Source organism: Lysinibacillus sp. 2017 (genome assembly GCF_003073375.1).
Lineage (GTDB): Bacteria > Bacillota > Bacilli > Bacillales_A > Planococcaceae > Solibacillus.
Genome location: NZ_CP029002.1, coordinates 2,274,967 through 2,300,870 on the forward strand (window position 1 = coordinate 2,274,967; position 25,904 = coordinate 2,300,870).

Annotated in this window: 30 protein-coding genes and 1 pseudogene; 3 read left to right on the top strand and 28 right to left on the bottom strand. The window is 40.1% G+C overall.

From position 1 onward, the window contains the following. Window positions 1-223: 223 nt before the first annotated feature. From ltrA (DCE79_RS11000) to DCE79_RS11110, 21 genes and pseudogenes are all read right to left on the bottom strand, one after another. Window positions 224-1,483 (bottom strand): group II intron reverse transcriptase/maturase, encoded by a 1,260-nt coding sequence (ltrA, locus tag DCE79_RS11000; protein ID WP_108714481.1) that lies wholly within the window; start codon window positions 1,481-1,483, stop codon window positions 224-226. Window positions 1,484-2,084: 601 nt separating this feature from the next. Continuing rightward, complete coding sequence (ltrA, locus tag DCE79_RS11010; RefSeq protein WP_108714482.1) at window positions 2,085-3,344, bottom strand: group II intron reverse transcriptase/maturase; 1,260 nt, start codon at window positions 3,342-3,344, stop codon at window positions 2,085-2,087. 674 nt (window positions 3,345-4,018) lie between these two features. After that, window positions 4,019-4,186, bottom strand: a pseudogene (locus DCE79_RS11020) (sporulation initiation factor Spo0A C-terminal domain-containing protein); the annotation flags it as partial. A 137-nt stretch (window positions 4,187-4,323) separates the two neighbouring features. Beyond that, entirely contained in the window at window positions 4,324-4,566 is a 243-nt protein-coding gene (locus tag DCE79_RS11025) for a hypothetical protein (protein WP_135841925.1), read from the bottom strand. Window positions 4,567-5,116: 550 nt separating this feature from the next. Further along, entirely contained in the window at window positions 5,117-5,692 is a 576-nt protein-coding gene (locus tag DCE79_RS11030) for a recombinase family protein (protein ID WP_108713100.1), read from the bottom strand. Window positions 5,693-5,976: 284 nt separating this feature from the next. After that, window positions 5,977-6,381 carry a phBC6A51 family helix-turn-helix protein gene (locus tag DCE79_RS11035; protein WP_108713101.1) on the bottom strand — a complete coding sequence of 135 codons (405 nt, stop codon included), beginning with the start codon at window positions 6,379-6,381 and terminating at the stop codon, window positions 5,977-5,979. Continuing rightward, a complete protein-coding gene (locus DCE79_RS11040) occupies window positions 6,366-6,890 on the bottom strand; it encodes a hypothetical protein (protein WP_108713102.1) in 525 nt (174 codons plus the stop codon). The genes DCE79_RS11035 and DCE79_RS11040 overlap by 16 nt, the downstream gene beginning before the upstream one ends. A 69-nt stretch (window positions 6,891-6,959) precedes the next feature. After that, entirely contained in the window at window positions 6,960-7,307 is a 348-nt protein-coding gene (locus DCE79_RS11045) for a hypothetical protein (protein ID WP_108713103.1), read from the bottom strand. Continuing rightward, window positions 7,300-9,147 (bottom strand): phage tail tape measure protein, encoded by a 1,848-nt coding sequence (locus tag DCE79_RS11050; RefSeq protein ID WP_108713104.1) that lies wholly within the window; start codon window positions 9,145-9,147, stop codon window positions 7,300-7,302. Before DCE79_RS11050 ends, DCE79_RS11045 begins: the two co-directional genes overlap by 8 nt. 3 nt (window positions 9,148-9,150) lie before the next feature. After that, window positions 9,151-9,456: a hypothetical protein gene (locus tag DCE79_RS11055; RefSeq protein WP_135841924.1), complete on the bottom strand. Its 306-nt coding sequence runs from the start codon at window positions 9,454-9,456 to the stop codon at window positions 9,151-9,153. Between the two features lie 339 nt (window positions 9,457-9,795). Next, window positions 9,796-10,896: an SU10 major capsid protein gene (locus tag DCE79_RS11060; protein ID WP_108713106.1), complete on the bottom strand. Its 1,101-nt coding sequence runs from the start codon at window positions 10,894-10,896 to the stop codon at window positions 9,796-9,798. A 26-nt stretch (window positions 10,897-10,922) separates the two neighbouring features. Beyond that, window positions 10,923-11,399 (bottom strand): hypothetical protein, encoded by a 477-nt coding sequence (locus DCE79_RS11065; RefSeq protein ID WP_108713107.1) that lies wholly within the window; start codon window positions 11,397-11,399, stop codon window positions 10,923-10,925. Next, window positions 11,396-11,569 (bottom strand): hypothetical protein, encoded by a 174-nt coding sequence (locus tag DCE79_RS18520; protein WP_159083097.1) that lies wholly within the window; start codon window positions 11,567-11,569, stop codon window positions 11,396-11,398. Before DCE79_RS18520 ends, DCE79_RS11065 begins: the two co-directional genes overlap by 4 nt. A 98-nt stretch (window positions 11,570-11,667) precedes the next feature. Further along, window positions 11,668-11,931, bottom strand: a complete 264-nt coding sequence (locus DCE79_RS11070; protein ID WP_108713108.1) for a hypothetical protein — start codon at window positions 11,929-11,931, stop codon at window positions 11,668-11,670. Between the two features lie 3 nt (window positions 11,932-11,934). Further along, window positions 11,935-12,150 carry a helix-turn-helix domain-containing protein gene (locus DCE79_RS11075; protein WP_108713109.1) on the bottom strand — a complete coding sequence of 72 codons (216 nt, stop codon included), beginning with the start codon at window positions 12,148-12,150 and terminating at the stop codon, window positions 11,935-11,937. A 104-nt stretch (window positions 12,151-12,254) separates the two neighbouring features. Beyond that, entirely contained in the window at window positions 12,255-12,980 is a 726-nt protein-coding gene (locus tag DCE79_RS11080; RefSeq protein WP_108713110.1) for a hypothetical protein, read from the bottom strand. Between the two features lie 46 nt (window positions 12,981-13,026). Further along, a complete protein-coding gene (locus DCE79_RS11085; RefSeq protein ID WP_108713111.1) occupies window positions 13,027-14,226 on the bottom strand; it encodes a hypothetical protein in 1,200 nt (399 codons plus the stop codon). Between the two features lie 776 nt (window positions 14,227-15,002). After that, complete coding sequence (locus tag DCE79_RS11095; protein WP_108713113.1) at window positions 15,003-15,362, bottom strand: hypothetical protein; 360 nt, start codon at window positions 15,360-15,362, stop codon at window positions 15,003-15,005. Between the two features lie 52 nt (window positions 15,363-15,414). Next, the gene (locus tag DCE79_RS11100; protein WP_108713114.1) at window positions 15,415-15,639 is read right to left on the bottom strand and encodes a hypothetical protein; all 225 of its coding nucleotides are present in this window, start codon (window positions 15,637-15,639) and stop codon (window positions 15,415-15,417) included. 16 nt (window positions 15,640-15,655) lie between these two features. After that, on the bottom strand, window positions 15,656-16,060 hold the full coding sequence (locus DCE79_RS11105; protein ID WP_108713115.1) for a hypothetical protein: 405 nt from the start codon (window positions 16,058-16,060) through the stop codon (window positions 15,656-15,658). Window positions 16,061-16,142: 82 nt separating this feature from the next. Beyond that, on the bottom strand, window positions 16,143-16,358 hold the full coding sequence (locus DCE79_RS11110) for a hypothetical protein (RefSeq protein ID WP_108713116.1): 216 nt from the start codon (window positions 16,356-16,358) through the stop codon (window positions 16,143-16,145). Between the two features lie 167 nt (window positions 16,359-16,525). Between DCE79_RS11110 and DCE79_RS11115 the strand changes: the two genes are divergently transcribed. Then, complete coding sequence (locus DCE79_RS11115) at window positions 16,526-16,870, top strand: helix-turn-helix domain-containing protein (RefSeq protein ID WP_108713117.1); 345 nt, start codon at window positions 16,526-16,528, stop codon at window positions 16,868-16,870. 90 nt (window positions 16,871-16,960) lie between these two features. Next, a complete protein-coding gene (locus tag DCE79_RS11120; RefSeq protein ID WP_108713118.1) occupies window positions 16,961-17,536 on the top strand; it encodes a hypothetical protein in 576 nt (191 codons plus the stop codon). Between the two features lie 78 nt (window positions 17,537-17,614). Here DCE79_RS11120 and DCE79_RS11125 read toward each other — a convergent pair whose 3' ends face one another. Continuing rightward, window positions 17,615-18,022, bottom strand: coding sequence for a hypothetical protein (locus tag DCE79_RS11125; protein ID WP_135841923.1), 408 nt, complete (start codon window positions 18,020-18,022; stop codon window positions 17,615-17,617). Window positions 18,023-18,678: 656 nt separating this feature from the next. On the opposite strand from DCE79_RS11125, the gene DCE79_RS18645 reads away from it, so the two are divergent. Continuing rightward, window positions 18,679-18,816: a hypothetical protein gene (locus tag DCE79_RS18645; protein ID WP_168214713.1), complete on the top strand. Its 138-nt coding sequence runs from the start codon at window positions 18,679-18,681 to the stop codon at window positions 18,814-18,816. A gap of 648 nt (window positions 18,817-19,464) precedes the next feature. Here the strand turns inward: DCE79_RS18645 and DCE79_RS11130 are convergent. The 6 genes from DCE79_RS11130 to DCE79_RS11155 form a co-directional block, all read right to left on the bottom strand. Then, complete coding sequence (locus DCE79_RS11130) at window positions 19,465-20,436, bottom strand: tyrosine-type recombinase/integrase (protein WP_108713120.1); 972 nt, start codon at window positions 20,434-20,436, stop codon at window positions 19,465-19,467. Between the two features lie 139 nt (window positions 20,437-20,575). Beyond that, on the bottom strand, window positions 20,576-21,367 hold the full coding sequence (spo0A, locus tag DCE79_RS11135; RefSeq protein ID WP_108713121.1) for a sporulation transcription factor Spo0A: 792 nt from the start codon (window positions 21,365-21,367) through the stop codon (window positions 20,576-20,578). A 315-nt stretch (window positions 21,368-21,682) separates the two neighbouring features. Further along, complete coding sequence (locus DCE79_RS11140; protein ID WP_108713122.1) at window positions 21,683-22,609, bottom strand: SpoIVB peptidase S55 domain-containing protein; 927 nt, start codon at window positions 22,607-22,609, stop codon at window positions 21,683-21,685. A 137-nt stretch (window positions 22,610-22,746) separates the two neighbouring features. Continuing rightward, complete coding sequence (gene recN, locus DCE79_RS11145; protein WP_108713123.1) at window positions 22,747-24,441, bottom strand: DNA repair protein RecN; 1,695 nt, start codon at window positions 24,439-24,441, stop codon at window positions 22,747-22,749. 16 nt (window positions 24,442-24,457) lie between these two features. Next, entirely contained in the window at window positions 24,458-24,907 is a 450-nt protein-coding gene (ahrC, locus tag DCE79_RS11150) for a transcriptional regulator AhrC/ArgR (protein ID WP_108713124.1), read from the bottom strand. Window positions 24,908-25,081: 174 nt separating this feature from the next. Continuing rightward, window positions 25,082-25,903 carry a TlyA family RNA methyltransferase gene (locus DCE79_RS11155; RefSeq protein ID WP_108713125.1) on the bottom strand — a complete coding sequence of 274 codons (822 nt, stop codon included), beginning with the start codon at window positions 25,901-25,903 and terminating at the stop codon, window positions 25,082-25,084. Window position 25,904 lies beyond the last annotated feature (1 nt).

Consider the following 25,904-nt stretch of genomic DNA (forward strand, 5'->3'; position numbering starts at 1 on the left):
ATAAAAGTACTGCTGCAAAGCTTATCACAATAATAATTAAAGTTAATAACTGCCAGCTCTTCACTTTCCTCACCTCAACTTCAAGTAATAAATAGTAATTCATTACCCTAATTCAAGTGAAGTATGTGAAATTTAACAATCGAGTAGGAGACTAGCCATTAATTGGCTAGTCGACCTCTCACACCACCGTACGTACGGTTCCGTATACGGCGGTTCAAAAGTTTTATGTTGGATTTATGATTGTAGCGAGGTTCTTCAACTTGAGTTTTAACCAATATTTATTGTTTAATGCTCGATTGACGATTGGATTGTTCGAGGAGCGCCAGTACCCTTTGCGGGTATTGGCCATTTTATAGGCATCGTTATGGCTGATTCCTAATCTTTTGAGGTTTCTATATTTTGAGATGGTTCTTTTCCATTCTTTCCATCGACATGCCCTTAATCTTCTTCGAATATGGCTATCTATTTTGTTAGCGTAAGACTGTATGTCGGCAACTTTGAAATAGTTTCCCCATCCTTGAATTAAGTAGTTAATTTTCTGAATGCGCGATTCCATATCAATTGAGTAATTACGGTTCGTAATGTACTTCAGCTTTTCTTCGAAACGCTTCTTTGATTTCTTTGGCACGTATACCTTGATTTCACCTCTGTATTTATAGAAGCTCACACCCAAAAATATACGTGCTCTCGGCTTTCCCACTGCTGATTTCTCTTCATTTACTTTTAATTGAAGTTTCTTTTCGATAAATGATGTGACGCCTTCCTTAACTCGTTCTCCCGCTTTTACGCTTTTGACGTAAATGTTGCAGTCATCTGCGTAACGCACGAATTTATGTTGGCGTTTCTCTAGCTCTTTATCCAGTTCATGAAGAATCACATTACTCAATAGTGGACTTAATGGTCCACCCTGTGGTGTTCCTTCTTTTGCGTAAATAAACGTTCCATCTATCATGGTTCCTGCATTTAAGAAGCTTCTTATTAATTTCAAGGTTGGTTTACATAAAATATATTTCGCCATAAGTGACATCAGCTTATCATGTTGAACTTTATCAAAGAATTTCTCTAGGTCTATGTCTACGACATACGTATAGCCTTCTTCAATATAGTTTCTTGCTTGTTCGATTGCTTGATGAGCGCTTTTGTTCGGACGAAATCCATAACTAAAATTACTAAACTTTGGGTCTAGTATTGGGGTTAATACTTGCACGACTGCTTGTTGAATGACACGGTCTGTAACCGTCGGGATTCCTAGAAGTCGTTTTCCTCCATCAGGTTTTGGGATTTCCACCCTTCTAACTGGTTGAGGTTTGTATTTTCCTGCTCGAATTGCTTCGATAATTTGGACTTTATTTTCTTTTAAGTATTGGCGGGTTGCCTCTATATCTTTCGCATCGACACCGGCTGCACCTTTGTTTTTACGCACTTTCTCAAAAGCATCATTCAAATTATCTCTGTTTACTATAACGTTGATTAATCCATCCATATGTTCGCGTGTGGGTAAGGAATGCACATGCAGAATTCCACGCTATTCCTACTCCTGGGGTATTCCGTACCTTACTGTAGGATAGACTTTTCAGTTCTGTGTCATCATTCGCATGTAATACCCTTATACACGTTCACTCCTTTCGTTCAGCCCTTCCCATTACTGGTACTATGGCTTCTGCTGACTTCTAATGATTCAGTTGTACATCGCTGTACAGGTTCCCTCTATGGGTTATTCATCAGATCTCCCGGGGTAAGTCTGCCCACTTTCCTCTCATCCATCTGCCGCATTTATCGCCTCATCTTTCCGAGGATATTTTGGACTTCAGTTTGTTTTGCAACCTTATCCAGATGAGACAACCTCATGCGATTCGTGTTCCTCAGACCAAGATTTTGCCTCGAACTTCCTTCAGATTCCGCGTCACCACGGACACCCTTGTTTTCAGCTAGTGGTTCGCATATCCTGACGCCCACAGTGAACTTTCATCACCTAGTTGACAGACATGCCCGGCACACAATCGAGTAGGAGACTAGCCATTAATTGGCTAGTCGACCTCTCACACCACCGTACGTACGGTTCCGTATACGGCGGTTCAAAAGTTTTATGTTGGATTTATGATTGTAGCGAGGTTCTTCAACTTGAGTTTTAACCAATATTTATTGTTTAATGCTCGATTGACGATTGGATTGTTCGAGGAGCGCCAGTACCCTTTGCGGGTATTGGCCATTTTATAGGCATCGTTATGGCTGATTCCTAATCTTTTGAGGTTTCTATATTTTGAGATGGTTCTTTTCCATTCTTTCCATCGACATGCCCTTAATCTTCTTCGAATATGGCTATCTATTTTGTTAGCGTAAGACTGTATGTCGGCAACTTTGAAATAGTTTCCCCATCCTTGAATTAAGTAGTTAATTTTCTGAATGCGCGATTCCATATCAATTGAGTAATTACGGTTCGTAATGTACTTCAGCTTTTCTTCGAAACGCTTCTTTGATTTCTTTGGCACGTATACCTTGATTTCACCTCTGTATTTATAGAAGCTCACACCCAAAAATATACGTGCTCTCGGCTTTCCCACTGCTGATTTCTCTTCATTTACTTTTAATTTAAGTTTCTTTTCGATAAATGATGTGACGCCTTCCTTAACTCGTTCTCCCGCTTTTACGCTTTTGACGTAAATGTTGCAGTCATCTGCGTAGCGCACGAATTTATGTTGGCGTTTCTCTAGCTCTTTATCCAGTTCATGAAGAATCACATTACTCAATAGTGGACTTAATGGTCCACCCTGTGGTGTTCCTTCTTTTGCGTAAATAAACGTTCCATCTATCATGGTTCCTGCATTTAAGAAGCTTCTTATTAATTTCAAGGTTGGTTTACATAAAATATATTTCGCCATAAGTGACATCAGCTTATCATGTTGAACTTTATCAAAGAATTTCTCTAGGTCTATGTCTACGACATACGTATAGCCTTCTTCAATATAGTTTCTTGCTTGTTCGATTGCTTGATGAGCGCTTTTGTTCGGACGAAATCCATAACTAAAATTACTAAACTTTGGGTCTAGTATTGGGGTTAATACTTGCACGACTGCTTGTTGAATGACACGGTCTGTAACCGTCGGGATTCCTAGAAGTCGTTTTCCTCCATCAGGTTTTGGGATTTCCACCCTTCTAACTGGTTGAGGTTTGTATTTTCCTGCTCGAATTGCTTCGATAATTTGGACTTTATTTTCTTTTAAGTATTGGCGGGTTGCCTCTATATCTTTCGCATCGACACCGGCTGCACCTTTGTTTTTACGCACTTTCTCAAAAGCATCATTCAAATTATCTCTGTTTACTATAACGTTGATTAATCCATCCATATGTTCGCGTGTGGGTAAGGAATGCACATGCAGAATTCCACGCTATTCCTACTCCTGGGGTATTCCGTACCTTACTGTAGGATAGACTTTTCAGTTCTGTGTCATCATTCGCATGTAATACCCTTATACACGTTCACTCCTTTCGTTCAGCCCTTCCCATTACTGGTACTATGGCTTCTGCTGACTTCTAATGATTCAGTTGTACATCGCTGTACAGGTTCCCTCTATGGGTTATTCATCAGATCTCCCGGGGTAAGTCTGCCCACTTTCCTCTCATCCATCTGCCGCATTTATCGCCTCATCTTTCCGAGGATATTTTGGACTTCAGTTTGTTTTGCAACCTTATCCAGATGAGACAACCTCATGCGATTCGTGTTCCTCAGACCAAGATTTTGCCTCGAACTTCCTTCAGATTCCGCGTCACCACGGACACCCTTGTTTTCAGCTAGTGGTTCGCATATCCTGACGCCCACAGTGAACTTTCATCACCTAGTTGACAGACATGCCCGGCACACAAAAAGAGCACCTAATAAATATTAGGTACTTAAATGAGAATACTATGCTTCGCACATATTATCCTAAGAAAGGAGGTAAAAACTAAGATAAGAAATGTCTTACTAAAGTCATGTTACCCCTCTGTATAAATAGTTAAACTAATTTTCAAAATAATGTCTTTAACTCGCGACCATCTCAATGCGAATCTTGTCCGCAATCATGGCAATGAATTCTGAATTCGTTGGTTTTGACTTCATGTGGTGCACTGTGTAACCGAAAATCTCTGAAATATTTTCATAGCTACCACGATTCCATGCGACTTCGATGGCATGGCGGATGGCACGTATTTTTTCGGTATAGGGCTTATTATAATTAACGATTATACAACGAAAGTTTAGCGGTCATTCTACCGCCAGCCTTCGCAGTTTTTTACGACTTATATTTATCGATAATTTTACATTGTATTTTCGTAATTGTAAACCAATTATTTATCGTTTAAATACTCATATTTACCTAATGTCTTAAATAAAGCCACAATACCTTTTAAAATACTTCGCGTAATATCAATCGTTTCTAGCATCTTTTTGTACGCAGCTAATTCTACTGTAGAGAAATACGTATCTCCATTTTCATCGTAAGCAAAAGTTTCGTCCATTAATCTTATTTTTCCAATATGATCGTAAACAACAGTTTTACATCTTCCAGTAAATTTAACTACTTCCTTCACATTCATTTTCATTTTAAATACCTTTCTTCGTATAACCGGTAAATACTATTTTTGCGCTGTTTCACACTATACATCGACATTACATGAATTGCAATAATTATTTTCGCGTTGAAACCGCGTCGTTACTGCGTTTGTTCAAGTTTGTTCATAGTTGTACGAGCTTATTTACGAAGCGGATTTCTACTATTATATATGCGTCAATTTTGCGTCGCTAATCCTAGCCATGCCGTCCATACTATACAGACCGTATTTACCGTCCTTACGATACATATCTCAAACAGCGCTATATCGATTTAACCGCCCAACTATGCACATGACCGAATTTCACTTCGTTAGAATCGCCTCTAGCGAAGGCTATCCGACTAGTTTCAAAAAATTGTAGCGGATTTTTTAAGGCTGCGTTGATTTTACGTTAACATGGCCGTCCTGGGTAAACGTCAATAGTGGGCTTGTTTCAAATTTGGTATGTCGATTGTTCCGGTGTCAGATGCGCACGTCTCGGATATGGCGCTTGGGGAAAACGCAAAAAAAGAACGGCAAGCATCGTTGCTCAACCGTTCGTGATTGCTTTGTCTTTACGTTTTCTTTTCTCTCGCGCTAAAGTTGCAACTGAAATTCCTGTCATCGCTTCAACCGCTTTATAACTGTTGTCGTCGAGTAATTGCATCGCAGTATCAAGTCGTTTCTTATCGTACTTTTTCGGACGACCTTCTCGGAAATCATCACGTTGCTTTGCGATTGCTTTACCTTCTTGCGTTCTTTCGATGATTAAATTACGTTCCATTTCTGCGACTGCAAGCAACGTCGTAAGGAAGAATCGTCCCATAGTCGTATTCTCTAGTAGACCAACATTTAATACATGTACCTTAACGCCTCTATCGAATAGTACCTCGATAACCTCGATACCTTCCTTCGTATTACGGGCCAGTCGGTCTAACTTCGTCACCACCAACGTATCACCTTCCAATAGTTGCGTCATAACCTCATTAAATATCGGGCGATCCGTCTTGGTTCCTGTGAACTTCTCACGATAGATAACCGAACAACCTTCCGCCTCTAACGCTTGAATCTGCGCCTCTAAATCCTGTGCAATCGTTGATACTCGAGCATATCCGTACTTAGTCATAAATCCACCTCCACTTTTGATAATAAGTTTTGATAACGTTTATATCGCTATCTTATCACGTCGAGCAATCGTTGTCAAAACTGTTAAGTTATGATAAAGGTAATTGTCAGAATACGATTTATTTTCGGAGGTAAGCACGCGCCAGGACGTTCCAGCCGATGTTTTACGTTGAAAATGCGTCAGTTCTCGGAATCAATCGGAATCCATATCGCTAGAAATCGGCATAAAAAAAAGAGCGAAGCCAGCACGTAGCCAACTCCGCTAAATCGTTGATATATCGCTATTTACCACTTACTTTTGAAACGCTCTAACTGTGCCATAACTTCGCCTTCATCGACTCTCTCCGACTTTACTTCGATTTCCGAACGGTCTACTAACATGCTCTGATTCTGCATGAATAACTTCGCCATTGAAGCGTTACCTAACTCTGCCTCACGCATTACTGCACGCATAATCCGAGCACGATGTTCTTTCGTGTACATATCTGTCATAACGACTTTGTACTCGAGCATCGTATCAAGTTTACGCCAGTTATAAAGCGTGCGCTCTGTAACGCCTAATTCCGTTGAAAGTTCACCGTATGAACGTCTAGCCTTCGGTTCTGCGATGTCATTCTCGAATAGGAGATGCGCCGCCTTAATTTGATCCGGTGTTAATTCCCCTAAAACATCGTCTAGTTTTCTCGCCATATTTGTAATTCCTCCTGTTTTTGTGAGTAGTATTTATCGAAGCCACCGTCGTAATTGTCCGCAAAAGCATCTTTCTCATAAATGCTATACGGATAATCATTCAGCGTTTTCGCAATCATTTGCGCTAATTCCGCATATTTATTTACCTTACTAAATGCTCCACCCTCAACCGCTTCTTTAAGATATACATGTGAGATAAAAGCACATTTACCTTTTAAAACATCGTCGTCGCAGTAACTCGCAACGTCAAATAGTTCTCGCCATTGCTTAAGCTTTTCTGATTCACCAATGACTACGACTTGTTTACTCGTTAGCAATACCTTTGCATAATCCGCTAGAAACTCTTTGATTTCCGGTAGATGCGTTTTATAAGCTTCATACGCCCACACGTCGCTTACTTTTGGCGGTGGTAGCTTACAATAACCTCGCTTAATGTCCGCTTGTTCCTTCTCTTCTTTTAGGCGTTTAATGCCTGCTCTTAACTCCTCAATCGTTAGTGTTCGTCTCATTCAATCGCCTTCCTTCCGTTAATATAAAAAGGCAAGTAGCGTCAAAAAGACGTCACTCACCCCATTGTTTTACTCTGCCATCGTTAATACGTACACTAGCTGATTATGCTCGGGATCAAAGACGTACACTCTCGCTCCTGGCACTAGCCTATTCGGATATTCAATCGTAGCCTCTACTCCGTTAATTTTGACGGTTTCTGTACGCTGAAATAAGTCCGGGTTGCATATGATACCTTCGGCTGGAGTTTCGACTGTTTCACCGTCTATCCTAATTTTAAAATCCGGATATTCGCTTGTGACTACTGCTCGCTTAATATCGCCGCCTTCGTTATAACCGATTGCTTGCATCGTTCCGATTAAGCGAGACACTCCGTCACCTTCTCTCGGAAGTTGTGGTCTAAATGAGGAATTACGCATATTGCATCGCCTCTTTCTCGATTAATCTAGCTAATTCGTACGCAACTTCCTTAATATCGGAATCTTTGCGTACTTCCATTTTCGCAATGTTAATAATCGGAGCAGAAGTACCACCGCTAGACTTACCTTCACGCCATTGTTGTGCTTCTTGGGCCGGAAGAATTGCCTCGCCACGGTGAACTTTAACGACCTTGTTGTCATATTCCACGTTATCTAATCCGTGGTAATACCCCATTATCATTGCTCCACCAGTACCTTTGGCTACGACCGATTCCGTATTAAACGAAGTATCTTTGCCCCAGTCGACTTTCGCCATAATCGGAATATTAACGCCTGGAATCAGATTGATCGTTTTAATTAATCCGTTGATTAATCCGATAACACCGTTTACTGCGACTGCTGCCCCTTTTTGAATATCACGCCATACTTCGCTCCATGAGCCTGCGGTTTGTCGCCATTTTAAAGCTAACGCAACGCCTGCTCCGACTAATAAAGCGATACCCGCAACAATCCACGTAATCGGACTTAATAACATCGCTGTATTTAATCCCATTTGAGCCGCTGTCGCAACGAGTGTTCCTGTACGATACGCAGCCATTAAAGCGTTAATTGTACCGATAATCGTCATACCTGCCATAATGCCTTTAAACGTAGCAAATGCAACGCCTGCACCAATTACAATCGTAGTAGTCGTTTTAATCGTTTCTACAATTTGCGGCCAGTTATTTACCACCGCTTCGAATACATTTACTAACTTCTCCGCTAGTTCCGTTGCACCCGTTACAATTGGCGCGAAGTCAATACCCTTAACCATTTCTAATACTCGCGTTGAAACTGGCTCTAACGCTTGTCCAACCTGGAACGCGAACGCCTCGAATTGCGACTTGATGCCTTTTATCATTGCGCCTACACCTTGATTCATATCGTTAGCCGTCTGCTCGGCTAATCCATCGGAATCTCGGAGCGCATCAGTCATCTTAGCTAGTTCTGCCGGTCCGGCTTTGACGAGTGCTAAGAAACCACTTACCGCCTCGGTTCCTACAAGTTTGCCTAACGTGGCTACCTTATCAGCCTCAGTCATTCCTTCCGTAGCTTTCTGTATATCGCCAATCATTCCGGATAACGATTTAAAATTGCCTTCTGCGTCAGTAACGCTAAAACCGAGTTGATCCATAATCTTCGCCTGTGCCTTCGCTGGGTTGTTAAGAGCCAGTAAAGATGCACGTAGCGCAGTTCCAGCTGTACTCCCGTCGATACCATTATTTGTAATCGCAGCAATTGCGGCTGCTGTTTCTTCGAGTGATACTCCTAATGCGGCTGCAGGCGCCCCGGCGTACTTAAATGCATAACCCATATCGTCAATACCTGCCGCTGATACGTTTGCTGCCATTGCTAGTACGTCGGCAACGTGAGCAGATTCCTCTGCTTCCATCGACCATATGTTAAGTGCGCTCGATACGGTCTCTGCCGCAACTGCTAACGATTCGCCAGACGCCTCGGATGCTGCGATAATACCTGGCATAGCGGACATTACTTCATTCGCGTTCATGCCGTTTGCTGCTATCTCACTCATGCTTTGTGAAATTTCTAACATTGACTTAGTTGAATTGCTGCCCATCTCGGTAGCTGCTTGCGTCAGTAATTTAAACTCCTCGCTCGTAGCACCGGATAATGAAGCGGTACGACGTAGTTCCCCGTCAATTGAGGCGAATTTAGCTGTTGCTGCGACTGCTGCTCCGCCAATTGCTGCGAATCCTACGGTTGCTGCTCCGGCTAGTTTCTTTAGACTGCCGGACATTTCATCTTTGAGACGGAGCGTAGCTACTAAATCTATTGCCATACGTTATATTCCTCCCATTTCTGCGAGGGCGTCCGTCATCATTTGAGCGAGGGAATCGCGTTGCTTACGTGCCTCAATTAGATTCTTCTCCGTGCGATAACGAATGTATTTCAACGTCGCATTGACGAATACAATCGCCTGTTTAGCAAACGGTTCTAAATCGTTTCCTTTTATTAGCGTCAAACTCGCTTGATAGCCTTTTAAATCACGCTTCGTACACGTCATATCAACCGTTGATGGCATTTCAATTGCGTAAGATGCCATTGTTGCGGATTGACGGATTAAAGCGCTTTGAGTGTTTCTATCCATTCGAACCATTCCTTCCGATTCACTTAGTTTTAAATACAAAAAAAGAGGGAGTGTCGCAGCTTTTGACGGCATACAACACTCCCTAATTGCGAAAATCTCGCCAAACTTAAAACAACCCCTAAACGTATCTGCGGTACGCAAGGGATTTAAGAGGATTGACGCAAAGGTGACAAGCCCTCACGCCATATAAAACAATCACACGCCTAATCGTAGGTAAGGCGGTGTCCGTGTTTCCACGAACAAAAAGCGCACGCTCGCGCTCAAAGGTTTGGTGGAGTGTTTCCGCACTCCGTAATAAAAAGAGAAGCTACGTAATTAAACGGTAGCCTCTCGGTAAAATTATCCTAAGTTCTTAATGCGTGCGTGAGCTTTCTCTTGCAAGAACTCAAGCGTGTATTCACCGACTACGAATCCGCCTTTCGTATCGCCAGTAATCGCAGTCTCAACGTGACCAAACTCACGACCTTTTAGCGGACGAATCGCAATTCGCGCTGGATCAATGAAGAAAATCTCGTTGTCTTTTACGTTATCATCCATAACGATAGAGAACGTCCCGAAGTCCGTTACAACTTTATCAACGACTTGACCACGTGCCGTTTCTGATTGAACTAAACGCAGCTTGTCGCCTTGTAAGTCGGAAATTGCGACCTTCTGATTCGCCGATACGATGAATACGTATTGACCACCCGAAGATAGCCCGCCATTTTTAAACACTGACTGCGCCATATCGCGTAGCATATCTAACCCGACTTTAGCGCCTGCTGCATCCGTCACGTTCGTTTTGATAAACTGACGCATACCCGCCATTTGTCGTACAGAACCATCGTCGTACTTGATACCGTTGATTAATGCTTTCTCAAGCTGTAACGCCAGCTCTAATTGTTTCTTCACACGCTCATGGTCGTATAAGTCTTGAATACCGTATTGGTCGACCGCTTGTGCCGTTCCTGTTACCGATACCGATTCCATGAAAATCTGCGTATTGTTATCCTGGCGTGTACGAGGTTTAACGCGTGCCTTACGAGCCTCCATGCCTTCTGCACCTTTTGTGAATAAGAACTCAATATCTACGCCTTTTGTGATTGCTGCGGCTGTTGTGCCTGTGTAGCCACGTACAACTGTTAGTGTTTTCGTACCTGCGTTAATTGCGGTAACTAACACTAGCTCCTCGTCAATCTGCGCTACTGAATCCACCGTGAATGGCTCAACGTCGTCAACTTTTAAATCCGTCGTTGCTGCATCTGCAACCGCCGTTGTTTTCGCTTTCGTAGGAAACATCTCATCCTCGTACCATGCGTGAATTGTATTAGTCGTTGGCTTGCTAAAACCTAACAAATTGATTAATGGCGTTTGATTTGGGTTAAGTAATAAAATTTCATCTACTACCGATTCCTTTTTCCCTACTAAATCCGCTGAATACATTGTCTGTGTGTTTGTCATTTAAATGACCTCCTGGTTTTTGTTTGTTATTTTTTTAAAGTGCGTCTTAATTTACTGTAAGCTGTTAAATCTTCAATGCGTCCCGAAGTGCGCGCCTTTTCTGCTGCCTCTGCCAGTAAGAAGGTAGTTGACCTCTCTTGCGGCTGTCCACTGCCTCTGTTCATTGTTATTCCGATAGGTAGCTGTCGTGGGTGAAGATGCGCGTTTACTGCTGCAAAAATTTCGGGTAACTTCTCGTCCGTAAGGAATGATGGATCTAAGAAATCGTAAATCTTGTCCATACCTTTAATTTCTTCCGCCGCTGCTCGCTGTAAGATTTCCTCTTTACGCTTTTCCGCAGCTAACTGTGCCTGTATCTCCTTTAATTCTTCGGCTTGCTCGCGTAATGTTGTCAACTCGTCCGCTGAAATTTCTGTCTCAATCGGTTGTTCCGACGGCTCAATAACCTCCGCCGATTCTTCCGTTGAAACTGCGTCAGTTGGTGCTAGTGTTTCATCTGTCATTCTTTCACCTCCCTAGCGAGTTGAATCGCTAATTCCGCCACTTCCATCAACGCTTGATGCGCTACTTTCTTCGTGGGCGGGCGATCATACTGCATGTGTACTCGGGCAAGTCGCCGTTGGACGATTTCCGTTACTTCTTCCTGCGTGAACAACTTTGGTTCATCTGTCATTTAAATTGCCCCCTCTATTTTTCTATACATATATGAACATAAACTCGCCATTCCGCTCGATTCTAGCGTCGATAGTGAAGTGGGTAAGGTGTTTGTTCCTACCCGACACTCTCGGCGCTTAAATGCGGTGATTCTTCGATTTCATGTACATTAGCGTTGACTCGTTTTTCAATGCGCTTAGCAGCACGATAGTCCGACTCGGGTACTCGCCATTGTAAACCGACTACCTGTCCGCCTTTTTGATACGTTGCGGTAACGTCCCAATCGCGAGAACGTTTAATGTTGCTGACTTCTCGCACGTGCTTGGTATCGAGGTAAAGCGTGAAACTGTTTTCGGACTGTCGCCATAATTCTGCTGCCATAAATTACACGCTCCCTTTCGCTTCAATTAAAAAACGGTCAAACGCGTCATTCCGAGGAAATTCACGTCTAACCGTTGCTTTAAATTTTTCTGTTGCTATCTTACGTTTATTTTCAATATCATTAATGTGTCCGATTGAATAACCAATACGTCGTCCTAATTCTTCTAATGTTAATCCGTAAAAATACCTTGTTTGTCGTAGGTAATCGCTGAAATCCATATCCATTCTCCTTTCGTTTTTTAGTGAAATTTACGCTATTTAATCAAAAATAAATGTCGATGCTTAGAACACCCGTTCCTCACTATTAGCCGGCATGTCCGCACCTAAATTCGATTAATTATTTTTGTATGATCTAATGCTCTTTTACGCATTTTTAAAAGGTGCTTTTCACCATAACGCCCTAATAAATCTGCTTCAATTTCTTCGCGAGAACGTTTAATAATTGTCACACTACCGCCCGTTGCTTTAGTGTCTCCATAAAATTCCATCGATGGTTTATATTTAGCGGTGCTCCAATCGTCCTCGTATAAATTGAAATCGGTTGTAATACGTTTTTTGCCACCCATGTTTAATCGTCTTTGAGCCGCAGCGACTACTTCTTCGAAATCATTCCCGTGAGTATAAACACTGCGCTTACGGTCATATTCAAACATCGCTTGCTCATTACACCAAAACGAATATTCTCCGCCGTAATAACGACCATCTTTGTACGATTTGCGGGTTGTTCCTTTCTCCTCTGCTCTGACGCGACGAGCGTACGTCTTTAACACCGAATCTTTTATCGCTTTACACTCGCGCGAGCATGTTGTACCACTATTATTCTTTGTTTTGTCACGATAATAGAAACCGCAACATTGACAACGTTTGACCTTCTTATCATGTATCTCGGCAAAATGTCCGTCGATTACCGCCGACATAATTTCAAGCATTTCCTCATAATCGTGTCCTGGTCCGATGTAACGACGAGCGAATTCGATAGCACCGGAGCCTGGATTCTTAAACGCTGTTACTTTTAATACTTCGCCTTGCTTAATTTTTGGAATAGTCATTACCATTTCCCCTTCCGAATTGTTTTCGAGGCTGAATAGTTAAAACTTAAATCTCGTACTTTGACCATGCATCTAATAGATAGCGCATACGGGACGAAGGCATATACAAATTGATTGCCTTACCATTGCGAATGCGTGAGCGCCATATCCACTGTAATAAATCAGATACCGCTAACTTTTCTTGACTTACGCCGATTCCGTGACATTCAAAGAACGCGCGCTCATTCGGATGCATGAAACGGTTATATGCGTAAATTAGTGTTGATCGGTCTGCGTATTCGTTTGTGGCGCGAGCATTACACGCTAAAAATCCTTTTGCATATCCTTTTCCTTTTAAATCCGATTGGTGCTTTTTAACTGTCGTCCATAAGACATCACCAGCCTTCGCCTTTGCTACGCCTCGAACATACGCATAAATACTCGCTTGAATTCCTTCAATTTCCTCGTCGCTGCGTTTGCCTAGCCAACGAACGCTGAATGCTGTTGGTACGTCACCATGACGATTGTGAGGACCGTCGTAAAGATTAATTAATGAGCGGAGAGCCTCGCGGTTTTCTTTGTGCTTATCATATTCGACCAATTGACCGTCACGTACCGCCTTTATTTCATACGGAATTTCGTATAAGTCGAAGTAATATTTCATAAGTTGAGCGTCAAATAGATACGTGAGGACATAGACGTCTGTGAACGTTTCAAAGATTGACGGTGGGAATGCATAGATTAGAAACTTGTCGCGCATATAATAAAGCGTTCCTGCTTGTGCCTGTAATTTAATATGATCGTGTACACCGTGGTCATACTCCGCCTCACTAGCCTTCCATACTACGCGATGATTAACGATTTTAATAAATCCGCGGTCAAGTAGCAGACGCATATCTGCGTGAGATACTTTCGCATTATCAATAACACTGATTACTTCATCGAGTATTAACGTGTAGTTATTTTCACGAAGTAAATCGCGAAGCTCATCGTCTGCCATTTCAAAGAGCGCGTGTGTCGCTGCAATATCGCGTCCTTCCGATATAAGCTGCTTTAGCGATGTCAATTTACTCCCGCCAGTTACATTAGTAGATGGCTGTACAAATACGCGACTATCTACCGCATCAATAACACGCTCGATTTCCGATAAAAATGGCGTAATATAGATGAAACGTTCTAACGGACTCGCCAAATTAATTTTATCAATCGCATATGTCGTCTTGCCTGCGCCCATAATGCTATCGATTACCATTACTTCTTTCGTCATAATTGAGTACCTCCGATTTTTTAGAATATACGATGATTACCACCTCACCGATTATTGCGATATTTATTAGCGAATGTGATATATTATCGATGTCATTTTGCGCTAGCAAAATAGGAATGTGAGCTTGCGAACGTTCCTTAGTCTTTGCACTTTTATATATACTCCCTTTAAGAGTACAAACAGAATATTGTTATATATTAGAACATAATTGCATTAACGAGAATATAAGGTACATAGAATTAAACTCTTGCACTTTTATATTGCGCAAAGTGTATAAGAGATAAAATCAAAAGATACGGCTCATAAATTCGCCTATTGTCGACAAAAAGAATGTCGCCAATTACTTGCACTTTTATATATACTCCCTTTAAGGACGACACCTTACAAACGCTGATATAACGCGGTTTCTAAGTACCGTTTTGCACTTTTTATTTTGCGGAAGTGTAAAGCGGTTGAGGCCGTCCGCAGCGCCTAACCTCGTTCAATACTTCCGACACTAAATCGGATTGCTCGAATATAAAGACGAGACGGTCGGGACGGTTGCGATTAGGCTCCGTCTTTAATTCCGTTTGACCTCGCTTGACAATTAACCCTGCGGCCTTTGGCGAATGGATAGCGACTGTGTTTACGTTGTTCATACGATTCCCTCCTAAGTTTAACTGAACGCCGATTGCTCGATGGAAATGCCATATGAACATCGACGCGTACTCGGTATAGTGCTTCAACTGTTGGCGCAGTCTTAGCAATTCGATGACCGTTGGCGCGATCACCTTCGTCTAATTCTCGGAAATTACTTCTTCTAATGTCATCGTCATTTTAAAATCGTGCTGCCAACGTTTACTGTGGCGTTTACGACTCTTAACTGCTTCCTCTACATTCTCCGTTATGTCCATTACTGGACGTAATACGGCATCTAAGCGAGCAATCTCGTCTTTGATTACTCGACGCTTTTTAAGTGTGCCATGTAACTGCTTAACAAAACTAAGCGCAAATTCTTCCGCAGGCTCAATGCCTTCTAAGTCGTGATATAAGTTACTAATTTTTTTATCTAATAGTGATTGTTGTTTATTTAATGCCGAGCGTTGTTCTCGTAAACCATCAACAAACTCTGTAAATTTCGAATGATACTGACACATATTACATTCCTCCCGTTATTGTGATAAAGCCGTAAGCAACTCGATAGCCTTCTTATTCTGCTTTCTGCGCTAGTACATTCAATAATTCAAGTGCGCTCATGTTTGTAATGTCGCTAAAAATTTGGCGTGTAGATTCTGTGAAATCAAATTCAATCTCGTAGTCGTTGTTAGCAAAACGTAAGATTCCCGAATCTCTCATACCTTGATCGTGGTTGATAACCAACGTAACATCGTCTGTAATTTTAATAATTTTGCGTGAACATTCTAATGTATTCATAATTTCCTCTCCCTTTCTATTTCCATAGATAACCTGCCATTTCGACCGCCTTTTTAATGAGGACAAGCATTAGCTGGCGTTGATTTAGATTCGCCTTTAATTGGAGTAAACGAAACTGCTCGTATAATTCCGCGTTGAGTCGGCCGTTTACTTGAATTCCTTCAATATCACGTAAATATCGTTTAGCTGCGATCATGTCGTCCTTTGTAATCGCCAGGTGTAACCCATTTGCGATTGCATCTGTAACGAATTCAACGACTTTATCGTAGCCCTGTTGATACATAACGACGTTCAATAACTGCTTTTCTCGCTCCGACAATAATGCCTTAACCGTATGTTTTTTATCAGCACGTTGCTTCTTCGCTGGACGCTTCACGTTCACTTCGTACCCTCGATAATTTACTATTTTAAGATAATCCAACGCTATCCCCTTTCGATGTAAACTTCTCCCCCGACGACATTAGCGCATAACTGCGTAACCGTGTAACTGTGTAACGGCGCTCTCACCCACTTACCGTTAAATAGCAAAATAATAAAACCACTAATCCGAAACTGATTGAGCCGTAAAAATACGGTCTAATGTCTGCTGAACCTTCATCGAAAAAATAACCGTCTCCCTCTTTGATAATGCGCCTGGGTACTTGAGCTACTTCTGTAAGTAACTTTAACCACGCCTTTACATACTGCTTTTCCGTTGCTTTTGATACTAACTGCTTCACTTACTCACCTCTCAATATACTTTTATACGTTTACGAGTATAATTGGGGTAAAAAAATACGCGTTACTTATACGCCTAAGAGTATAATAACCTTAATTAAATTCGAAGTCAACATTTTATTCGCATAAACGTATAAAAGTATGATATTATTTTTTCGAGGTGAAAGACATGAGTAATTACATTAACGGAGAAGATGCTTTAAAAGCTTTATTTAATAACAACGAAGTCGATCCACATGATCCAATTCATATAATTTTTCATTTAAAGGCTCGAATGAAAGAACGAGGGTTAACGCAGCAACAATTAGCAGAAATGAGCGGTGTTCGACAAGCAACGATTAGCCAACTTTGTCGAGGTAATGTTGAAAGACTGCATATTCCTACGTTAGAAAAGATAGCAGCAGCAATGAATATTACTGATATAACTCAACTGTTATCGTTCTTACCGGAAAGTGAAATTATGTCCGGTGGAAATCCGTACGATATTGTATTTAATAACGACAAGAACGCATAGCCTAACGGTTGTGCGTTCTTTTATATTGTTATTTATATTAATTTTAGATAGTATTAATGTAAAATAATTACATAAAAGGAGGTCATACGCATGAAAAAGATCGTAAAATTGGCGCTATTAACGTGCCTAGTAGTCGGAGTATTAGCGGTATCAATCGCAATAATGACGGACTCACCCGAAAAACAAGCGGAGCGTGAGGCGGTAAAAGCTGCGGAGGAAATGGAGCGCGATGTTATCCGCTACCAAGAACGCGAAAAAGAGGACGCAGCCAAGCGCGCTAAAGTAAAGGCGGAGCAAGTCGCAGTAGAATCGCTGACTGACGAACAGAAAATAGCGAAGGCTGCTCGCAAGGCTTTCGGAGACGCTGCGGTAAAATCGGTAACGTATGTAGACGGAATTAATGTCGCAATGATCGCAGTAGACGAGCCTATTCCCGTGTCCGCTAATTCCTCGCGTAAGCAGTTCTTATTGGCGGTGCGTGAGACGGTAAAAGAAATTGCGAACATGCCAGGAATAAAAGGCGTAGATGTGCGGTGGAAAGACGGAGATATGCGCTTGATGGAATTACGCTTTGAAGGCGATGCTATTGCGCGTGCTGCGAAGGCTACGCATGTGGACGATTTAACTGCGATAGCTGGTACGTATTGGGCGCATAGCGGATTTTAACGCAAAGAAAAAGCGGAGGGTCAATCGTAGCCTCCGCTTATCTTTGTGCGCTTGCCTCTCCGCAGTTATATGTATAATTTACTCTTTTTCATTTTCCTGTAATGCAGCTACCCAAAATGTTAATACTCCTCCAAATAACATAGGTCCAATATTGCTTCCCGATGTAGTTATGAGTGCTATTATGTATATAATAATAAGTATAGTAGATATTTTACCAACATATTTATAATTTTTATAATTTCTTTCTTTATAATATTCTTCAAGTTTTTCTACTAGTAAACAAGCTAAAATAGCCCCTGATGCAATCACTCCAACCAAACTATATAAAAGGTATTTATGATTTGCGATAAATACTTGTATAAAGCTAGCAAAAGTTTTCTCAATATTACCTGAAAAGTCAACGTCCCTAACCATTATAAACAAACAGCACATAAAAATTAAAGTAAGTATAAAGATTAATTTTTTTCTAATTTTAATCGCCTCCAAAGATTTCTATTTAATTATAGCAATTCTTATAATATTATCATTGAATCTGAAAAATTCTTTTCATTTTAAAAAAGGCGCTATTATAACTTTTTGTGCCTTTTATTTCATTTTTATTTAATCAATAATTTTGATAATTTTAAAACTATGCCGTATAATCCCTCTTAGGAATTAACCCATATATTTAACTAACTCCTATTACATTTCACCTCGTATACAATAACACCATTAATGAACAATCGAACACAATATATTGTGTTATAAATTTCAAATTTATGGGTATATAAGTATTATATATGTTTAAAAAAGATTTAAGAGATTCTTGAAATAGTAAATTATAATCATTTTTCAACTTTCATAATATTGTAACTTGACAAACAATATAAAGTAGTTTACATTATTAATAAGCTTACATACTCTCAAAATAATACATGACGTATGAAAGGAATGAGTTCAATAGCCACTTACGATAATCAAAAAATAAAAAAAGCTAATCGCCTCTCTTGTAGAGGTCAACCAGCTTAATAAGATTTTTAGCGTTTCTTACCCATTCGCTCTGCAAAGCGAGGATCCGCTAATAAAATTAATTTATACGTTAATTATTATATCAAAGTTGGTACACCCTCTACAAGGAAAAATTCCTGAAAAGAGGCGTTATTATGAAAAATGAAAATAAGAATAATAAAGTAAAAATTTGTAGACCATACATCACAGTCAAAGGTAAGCGCATTTATGCTAAAGATTGTGGAAAAAAGGCATTTTGTTTTTATGTCGATTCAGATAAAGTAAAAAAATAATTCACAAGTCACTCTAGTGGGTAGAGTGGCTTTTATTTATATATTCACTAAAACATTAATTTATAAACTATTTCCATTGACAATTGCACCCTCAAACTAGCAGAATGGCGCACGCTCCAGGAACATCGGCTGAACGTAGTTACCTTATATCGCGTAACAAAAATAAATTCGTTAAGCGACATAAAGCAAATACGCAATTTCCTAGCGTCATGTGACGTCCGAGGTTTCTCGTTGTCCCGTTCGTATCGGAATTTCTTCCGCTGCAATCTCACATAATTATCGTCCTATGTGTGCGCATAAAAGCGCGCGATCGTAGTTACCCTCACCGTAATGAGCCGATAAACCTACCGCACCATAAAGCTGTGCTCGCTATTCATCGCTAGCCAACGGGAAGGCTATTTGTGCGATATATTCCGTAGGTTGCATTGCGACGGACTGCGCTGACCAGTTTTATTTTACGTCGAGTTATTGGGCAACCTGGCGACGCTACTGCTAAAAAAGTGTGCGTTTAATAGGAGTTGCATCATCGAATTTTTTTCGATATAATGAACCCTAATAACGCTATATGCTGTCAGGCAATCTTTAGCGTAGATATTAAGTTTTAAGATGTCGTTAGTTGCGTCAACAACTAGCGGCTTTTTTCTATGATTAAATATCTAAATTTTCAAGTGGACTATGCTGTCGATACTTCTGCATAACCTCTTTATCCGCAAAATCTAAGTAAATTTGTGCGGTTATTTCTACACTCGCATGCCCTAATAATCGTGATAATGTCGCAAGGTCCCCACCATTAATTAAATATCTTTTTGCAAAGTTATTTCGAAGTAAATGAGGAGTAACTTGCAATCCAACGTCTCGACTACGAAGTCTGAATGAACGCTCTACGCCTTCCAAACGATGCTTTGTACCTCGATTTGTCGGGAACACGTACGGACTATCCATATAACGATCCTTGTACGTAACCCACGATTTAAGGTGATTGCGCGTCTTTTGAGAATAGTAAACAAAGCGCTGTTTACCCGATTTTGTTTTGCGTAATAGAATCGCATTACTACGTAAATCTATATCCGCAGGCACAACCTCCAATAATTCGCCTATTCTTGCGCCAGTATCAAAGATAATACGAGCGATAATCCAATCACGGTATTGATCGAATTTAGTTACGTCAAAAGAACGGAAAAACTGTTTTAATTCGTTATCCTCAAGCATGATTTTAATTTTGCGCTCCGGCTTTACGTTCTTTAAATCTTTCAACGGATTTTTACGAATCGTATGCTCCGTATACAGATGCGAGAAAAACGCTTTAATATTTCGGACATAGTTTGCGATAGTCGTCTTACTCACTGGCTTACCATAATCGCCTCGTCGTTCTGGGTAGTTAACGGGAGTCTCAGCAGCGCTTACTTGGAACTTGCCCCTTTCTTCAATCGAACGAATATAAGCGCGTACATGCTCTCCTGTGACGTTATTAACGTCGATTATACTGAAATTATCTTCTAGGTATCTTGCAAATAGTTTCAACGTCTGTTCATACGAACTCATCGTCTTTTTCGATAATCCCTTTGCGCTACAATCAAGCATGTAGCGGTCAATTTCGATTAAAAACGGACTTAACGCCATAAAAAATACGCCTCCCAAAACAGTCGTAATAAACTGTCTTAGAAGGCGCTATTAATTTCGTTATATAATCGTTATTTATAATAAGTTTACCGGGCATTCTCCGCCAGCCTGTCCGCTACAAACTCAGTCATACCAATATTTAACTCGCGACCATCTCAATGCGAATCTTGTCGGCAATCATGGCAATGAATTCAGAATTCGTTGGTTTTGACTTCATGTGGTGCACTGTGTAACCGAAAATCTCTGAAATATTTTCATAGCTACCACGATTCCATGCGACTTCGATGGCATGGCGGATGGCACGTTCGACACGAGAAGAGGTTGTGTTGAATTTTTTGGCGATTTCAGGATATAAAATCTTCGTTACAGAACCTAATAATTCGATGTCATAATAGACCATTTGAATCGCTTCTCTTAAGTATGAATAGCCTTTAATATGTGCAGGCACACCAATTTCTTTAATAATGGATGTAATCGTCGAATCTAATTGTCGTTGATCAAGTTTAGCAGCACCTTTTGGTTCCAAAATCGAGTGTCGCTTGTCCGATTCAACTCTTTGTCCAGCGCAGTGGAGGATTTTTTGAACTAGTTGCTCAAATTCAAAGGGCTTTAACATAAAATAAGATGCACCAAAATTGACAGCTTGCTTCATGACATCTTCTTGTCCAAAAGCAGTAAGCATGATGACCTGCGTATTTAGTTGACGATCTTCTTTATGCATCGCTTCTAATACAGCTAGTCCATCTAAATGAGGCATTATAATGTCTAGCAATAGGACGTCTACCGTATGCTCTTCTAACATTTTAATACACATTTTTCCGTTTGATGCAGTTGCTACAACTTCGATTTGTTGATGGTTTTGAAAAAATGCTTCCATTGTTTTCACAAGTTCACGATTATCGTCAACAATCGCAATTTTCACTTTCGTCAAACAAAATCCCCCTTTAATTTTTGTAATTAGATGTACTGGTGATTTATTGTTACTCATTTCAACATTTTGCTACGGATTGTGCAATATTGAATTTGTCCAGTATCTCATTTAATTGCTCTAACCTTTATGAAATTTCGACAGCATTTCAAAAATTCCTCTTAAACAACCAAAAATGAGCATCTAGTATTATATTTTCTATTCAAATCGACATAGAAATTTATGGGTCTACAATTTGTCGAATTATCGTTATGTACTATTTTAATAAAAAAAGTAGGAAATGACTATACTTTTATTCAAAGTATAGTCAAAAAGTTCTTAATTTGGGGTTTTTTTTAGCATTTCGATTATAAGGATTCCCGCACCTTTTGTCGGTTCTTCAACAAACATGTGAGTTACCGCTCCTACGAATTGATTATTTTGTATAATTGGGCTGCCACTCATCCCTTGAATGATGCCTCCTGTTTTTTCGATTAATCGTTTATCGGTTACATGAAACGTAAATTGATTTCCATCTGTTTCGCCAATATCAATTGTAAAGGATTCCACATCCCCACCATCAATACTTGTTAACATCTCCGCTTTCCCCTTTTTTAATTGACCTGCATGTATAATTTCAAGCGGTTGATGCAAACTTTGATGTAACGATTGTTGCCAATTACCAAAAATACCGTATACATCGTTTGACATCACAGATCCAAGAGGAATTAACGAATGATCAACAATTGAAATTTTGTATCCTGGTTGTCCAGGAACGCTTTTTTTCACTTGTGAAATGGATGCCTCGTATATCGCACCATCTGTGAAATTTGGCGGCTGTTTTAGTACCATATCAACAATTTGATGACCGAGCGCTCCGTATTCCATTGTCTCAGGATCGATAAATGTTAAAGTCCCAATACCATCCGTTTCGCTTTTTAAAAACGGCTTTAAATGGACTAGCTGCTCATTTGTAATCGTCAAATTTCTTGTTTTCCCTGCATTATCAATAGTTAACTTTACTGCTGAATCTTGATTTAGCAGCATTTCTACATTGGTCACCTTTTTATCGTTTACTTTCGTAACGCGTTCGCCTTGTTTCAACCATTCACCTGACTGTAAAAGAACATCATGCGACACAAAAACATACGGCATTTGTAATTGTACACCGATGGAATTTCCCATTGGAATTAATTCCTTTGCAAAGCTTTGTAACGGTAACAAAACAAGCAAAAACAGCAAAACAACCGAAATTTTCCGTTTCATATTTCACCTCCTTCTTGCTTACTATGTGAAAAAAAAGGCGAGTTATGAACGGAAATATTTGAGCATTTAAACACTTTCTTTATTAGGATAAAAAAGGCTGTTCCTAATTTGAGTACATCAGGAACAGCCAAAATTAATTATTTAATTAATGCTGTCTTACGTTCACTCGCCATCTGAATGAGTTCAGATGCATGTTGTAATGTCAGCTCTGTTATTTCCGCACCACTCATCATACGACTAATTTCTTCGATACGTTCCTGTTCTTGCATTTCAGTAATTGTCGTAAAGGTACGATCATGCTCGACTTGCTTTTTAATGTAATATTGGTGATCGGCCATCGCTGCCACTTGAGGTAAATGCGAAATACATAATACTTGAGAATTAATGGAAATGGCTGCAATTTTTTCCGCAATCGCTTGTGCGACACGTCCGCTAACGCCCGTATCCACTTCATCAAAAATAATGGATGTAATCCCATTGGAAGTAGAAAAAATGGTTTTAAGCGCTAACATCATACGAGATAGTTCCCCACCAGATGCCACTTTTGGTAACGATTTTGGTGGCTCGCCGACATTTGTTGAAATATAAAACGCCACTCCGTCTTTCCCGTTTGCATCAAAATGATTAAGTTTATCAAAGTTGACGATGAACTGCGCTTTTTCCATATGTAAAAAACGTAATTCATTCATAATCGCTTCACTTAATTTTAATGCATTTTCTTTACGAATTACTGTTAGTTGAGCGGAAAGCTTATCTAAATTTGCTTCCATTTTTGCTAACATTTGCTCATTATTATGCATTGTTTCATCGCGATTAAGGAGTTGAGATAATTCTTCTTCAATCTTGTCAAAATACGCTAAAATTTCTTCAACCGTTGTACCGTACTTGCGCTTCATTGTTTGATAAAGGGCTAGACGTTGTTCAACTTCATTTAAACGTTCTTCATCATATTCTAAATCATCTAAGGTATTTTTAATTTGATAAGCGGCATCTTGTAGTGCATAAAAGCTTGACGTGACCGCTTCTGATGGTTCTTTGAAAATTGGGTCGAGCTCGATGATGTCCTCTAAAGCACGCATCGCATTCCCAATTTTATCAAGCCCGTTGGAATCCCCAGATATCGAATCATAGGCCATATTGGCACGTTCAAAAATTTTATGGAAATTCATTAAACGCGTACGTTCCTCGGTTAATGCCTCTTCCTCATCCACACGTAAAGCAGCTTGTTCAAGCTCTTGAATTTGGAATTGATACAAATCGATTCGTTGAGCCATACGCTGTTCATCAATACTTAACTCAGCTACTTCTCGTTTTAACTGACGATATGCTTCAAATGCATCATCATAATCCGCTTTCACTGTTAGTAGCTCACGATGAGCAAAATGATCGAGTAAATGAATATGGAATTTTTCATCCATTAATTCTTGGTTCTCATGCTGACCATGAATATCGATTAAGCTACCCCCAATTTCACGAAGTACAGATAAAGGAACAAGTTTGCCATTCACACGACAAATACTTTTACCAGAATCATGTAAATCACGACGTAAAATAATCGTACCTTCCTCAACTTCAATCCCGTGCTCTTCTAGCTTCAAGTAAATAGGATGTTGTTCATTATTTACTTGGAATAAGCCACCTAGCTCAGCTTTCTTCTCACCATGTCGAATAAATTCCGTTGAGCCACGGCCACCTGCCAAAATATTAACCGCATCAATGATAATCGACTTACCAGCACCTGTCTCACCTGTTAGTACTGTTAAGCCATCAACAAAGCCCACTGTTAAATCATCAATAATTGCAAAGTTTCGAATGCTTAATTCTCTTAACAAACCTTTCCACCTCGGTTTATAGCATATCTAGTAAACGATTTTTAATCTCTTCACGGTCATCTTCTGTGCGGCACATAATTAAAATTGTGTCATCTCCGCAAATTGTCCCTAATACTTCCGTCCAATCTAAATGATCCAAAAGTGAACCAATCGCATTGGCGTTACCTGGTAGTGTTTTCATTACTAAAAAGTGTGATGCCCCGTCAATTGAAACAAACGCATCTGATAATGAACGGTGAAGCTTTTGAATCGGATTAAAACGTTGGTCTGCTGGTAAACTATACTTATAGCGACCATCCTGTAGTGGTACTTTTACTAAATGTAATTCTTTTATGTCACGAGACACGGTTGCTTGTGTGACGTTATAGCCTGCATTTTTTAATTGATCAACTAAATCATCTTGTGTTTCAATTTCATTATTTGTAATAATATCGCGAATGCGAATATGGCGTTGTCCTTTATTCATTCAGGTCACCTCATTAATTTTTGTAACAATGTATGTATATTTACACTACCATTTGCATAAAGGAAATACAAGAAAAAAACCGTACATATGTTCAAAATGCCAATTTATCAACAACTGAAAGATTATTAATAAAATAAAAAAGGCAAACTCTACGTATAGAATTTGCCTCCTTTACTATTTTAATTGCGCATGCGCTTCTTTTACAATTGAATCAAAATCAGTGAATGCCGTAACTTCTTCCCCGTCACGTGGATTATATAAATGGAATAAAAACTCGATATTCCCTTCGCCACCTGTGATTGGAGAGAACGAAGCATCTTTGACGATGAATCCAACTTCTGTCGCCATTTTTGCCGTTTCTTCTAAAACTGCTAAATGGATTTTCGGTTCACGGACAATCCCTTTTTTGCCGACATTTTCACGTCCAGCTTCGAATTGCGGCTTCACAAGTGCCATCACGTCACCACCAGGAATTAATACCGTTTTTAATACCGGTAAAATCAATGCTAATGAAATGAACGACACATCGATTGTCGCAAACTCTGGTAAGCCTTCCCCTAAATCTTCTGGCTTCGTATAACGGAAATTGGTTTTTTCCATTACCGTTACACGCTCGTCTGAACGGATTTTCCATGCTAATTGATTTGAGCCAACATCCAGCGCATAACAGTGACGTGCGCCATTTTGTAGCGCACAGTCTGTAAATCCACCAGTTGAAGAACCGATATCCAGCATTAATTTTCCATCTACGGACATATCGAAAATAGCTAAAGCTTTCTCAAGTTTTAATCCGCCACGAGATACATATTTTATATCTGAGCCTTTTACTTGTAGCGGCGCATCAATCGAAATCTTCTCGCCCGGTTTGTCAATGCGAATTTCATTAGAAAATACAAGACCCGCCATAATGGAGCGTTTTGCTCTTTCTCGTGTTTCACAAAGTCCACGTTCTACTAATAAAATGTCAACTCGTTCTTTTGGTTGCTTTGTTGTCATA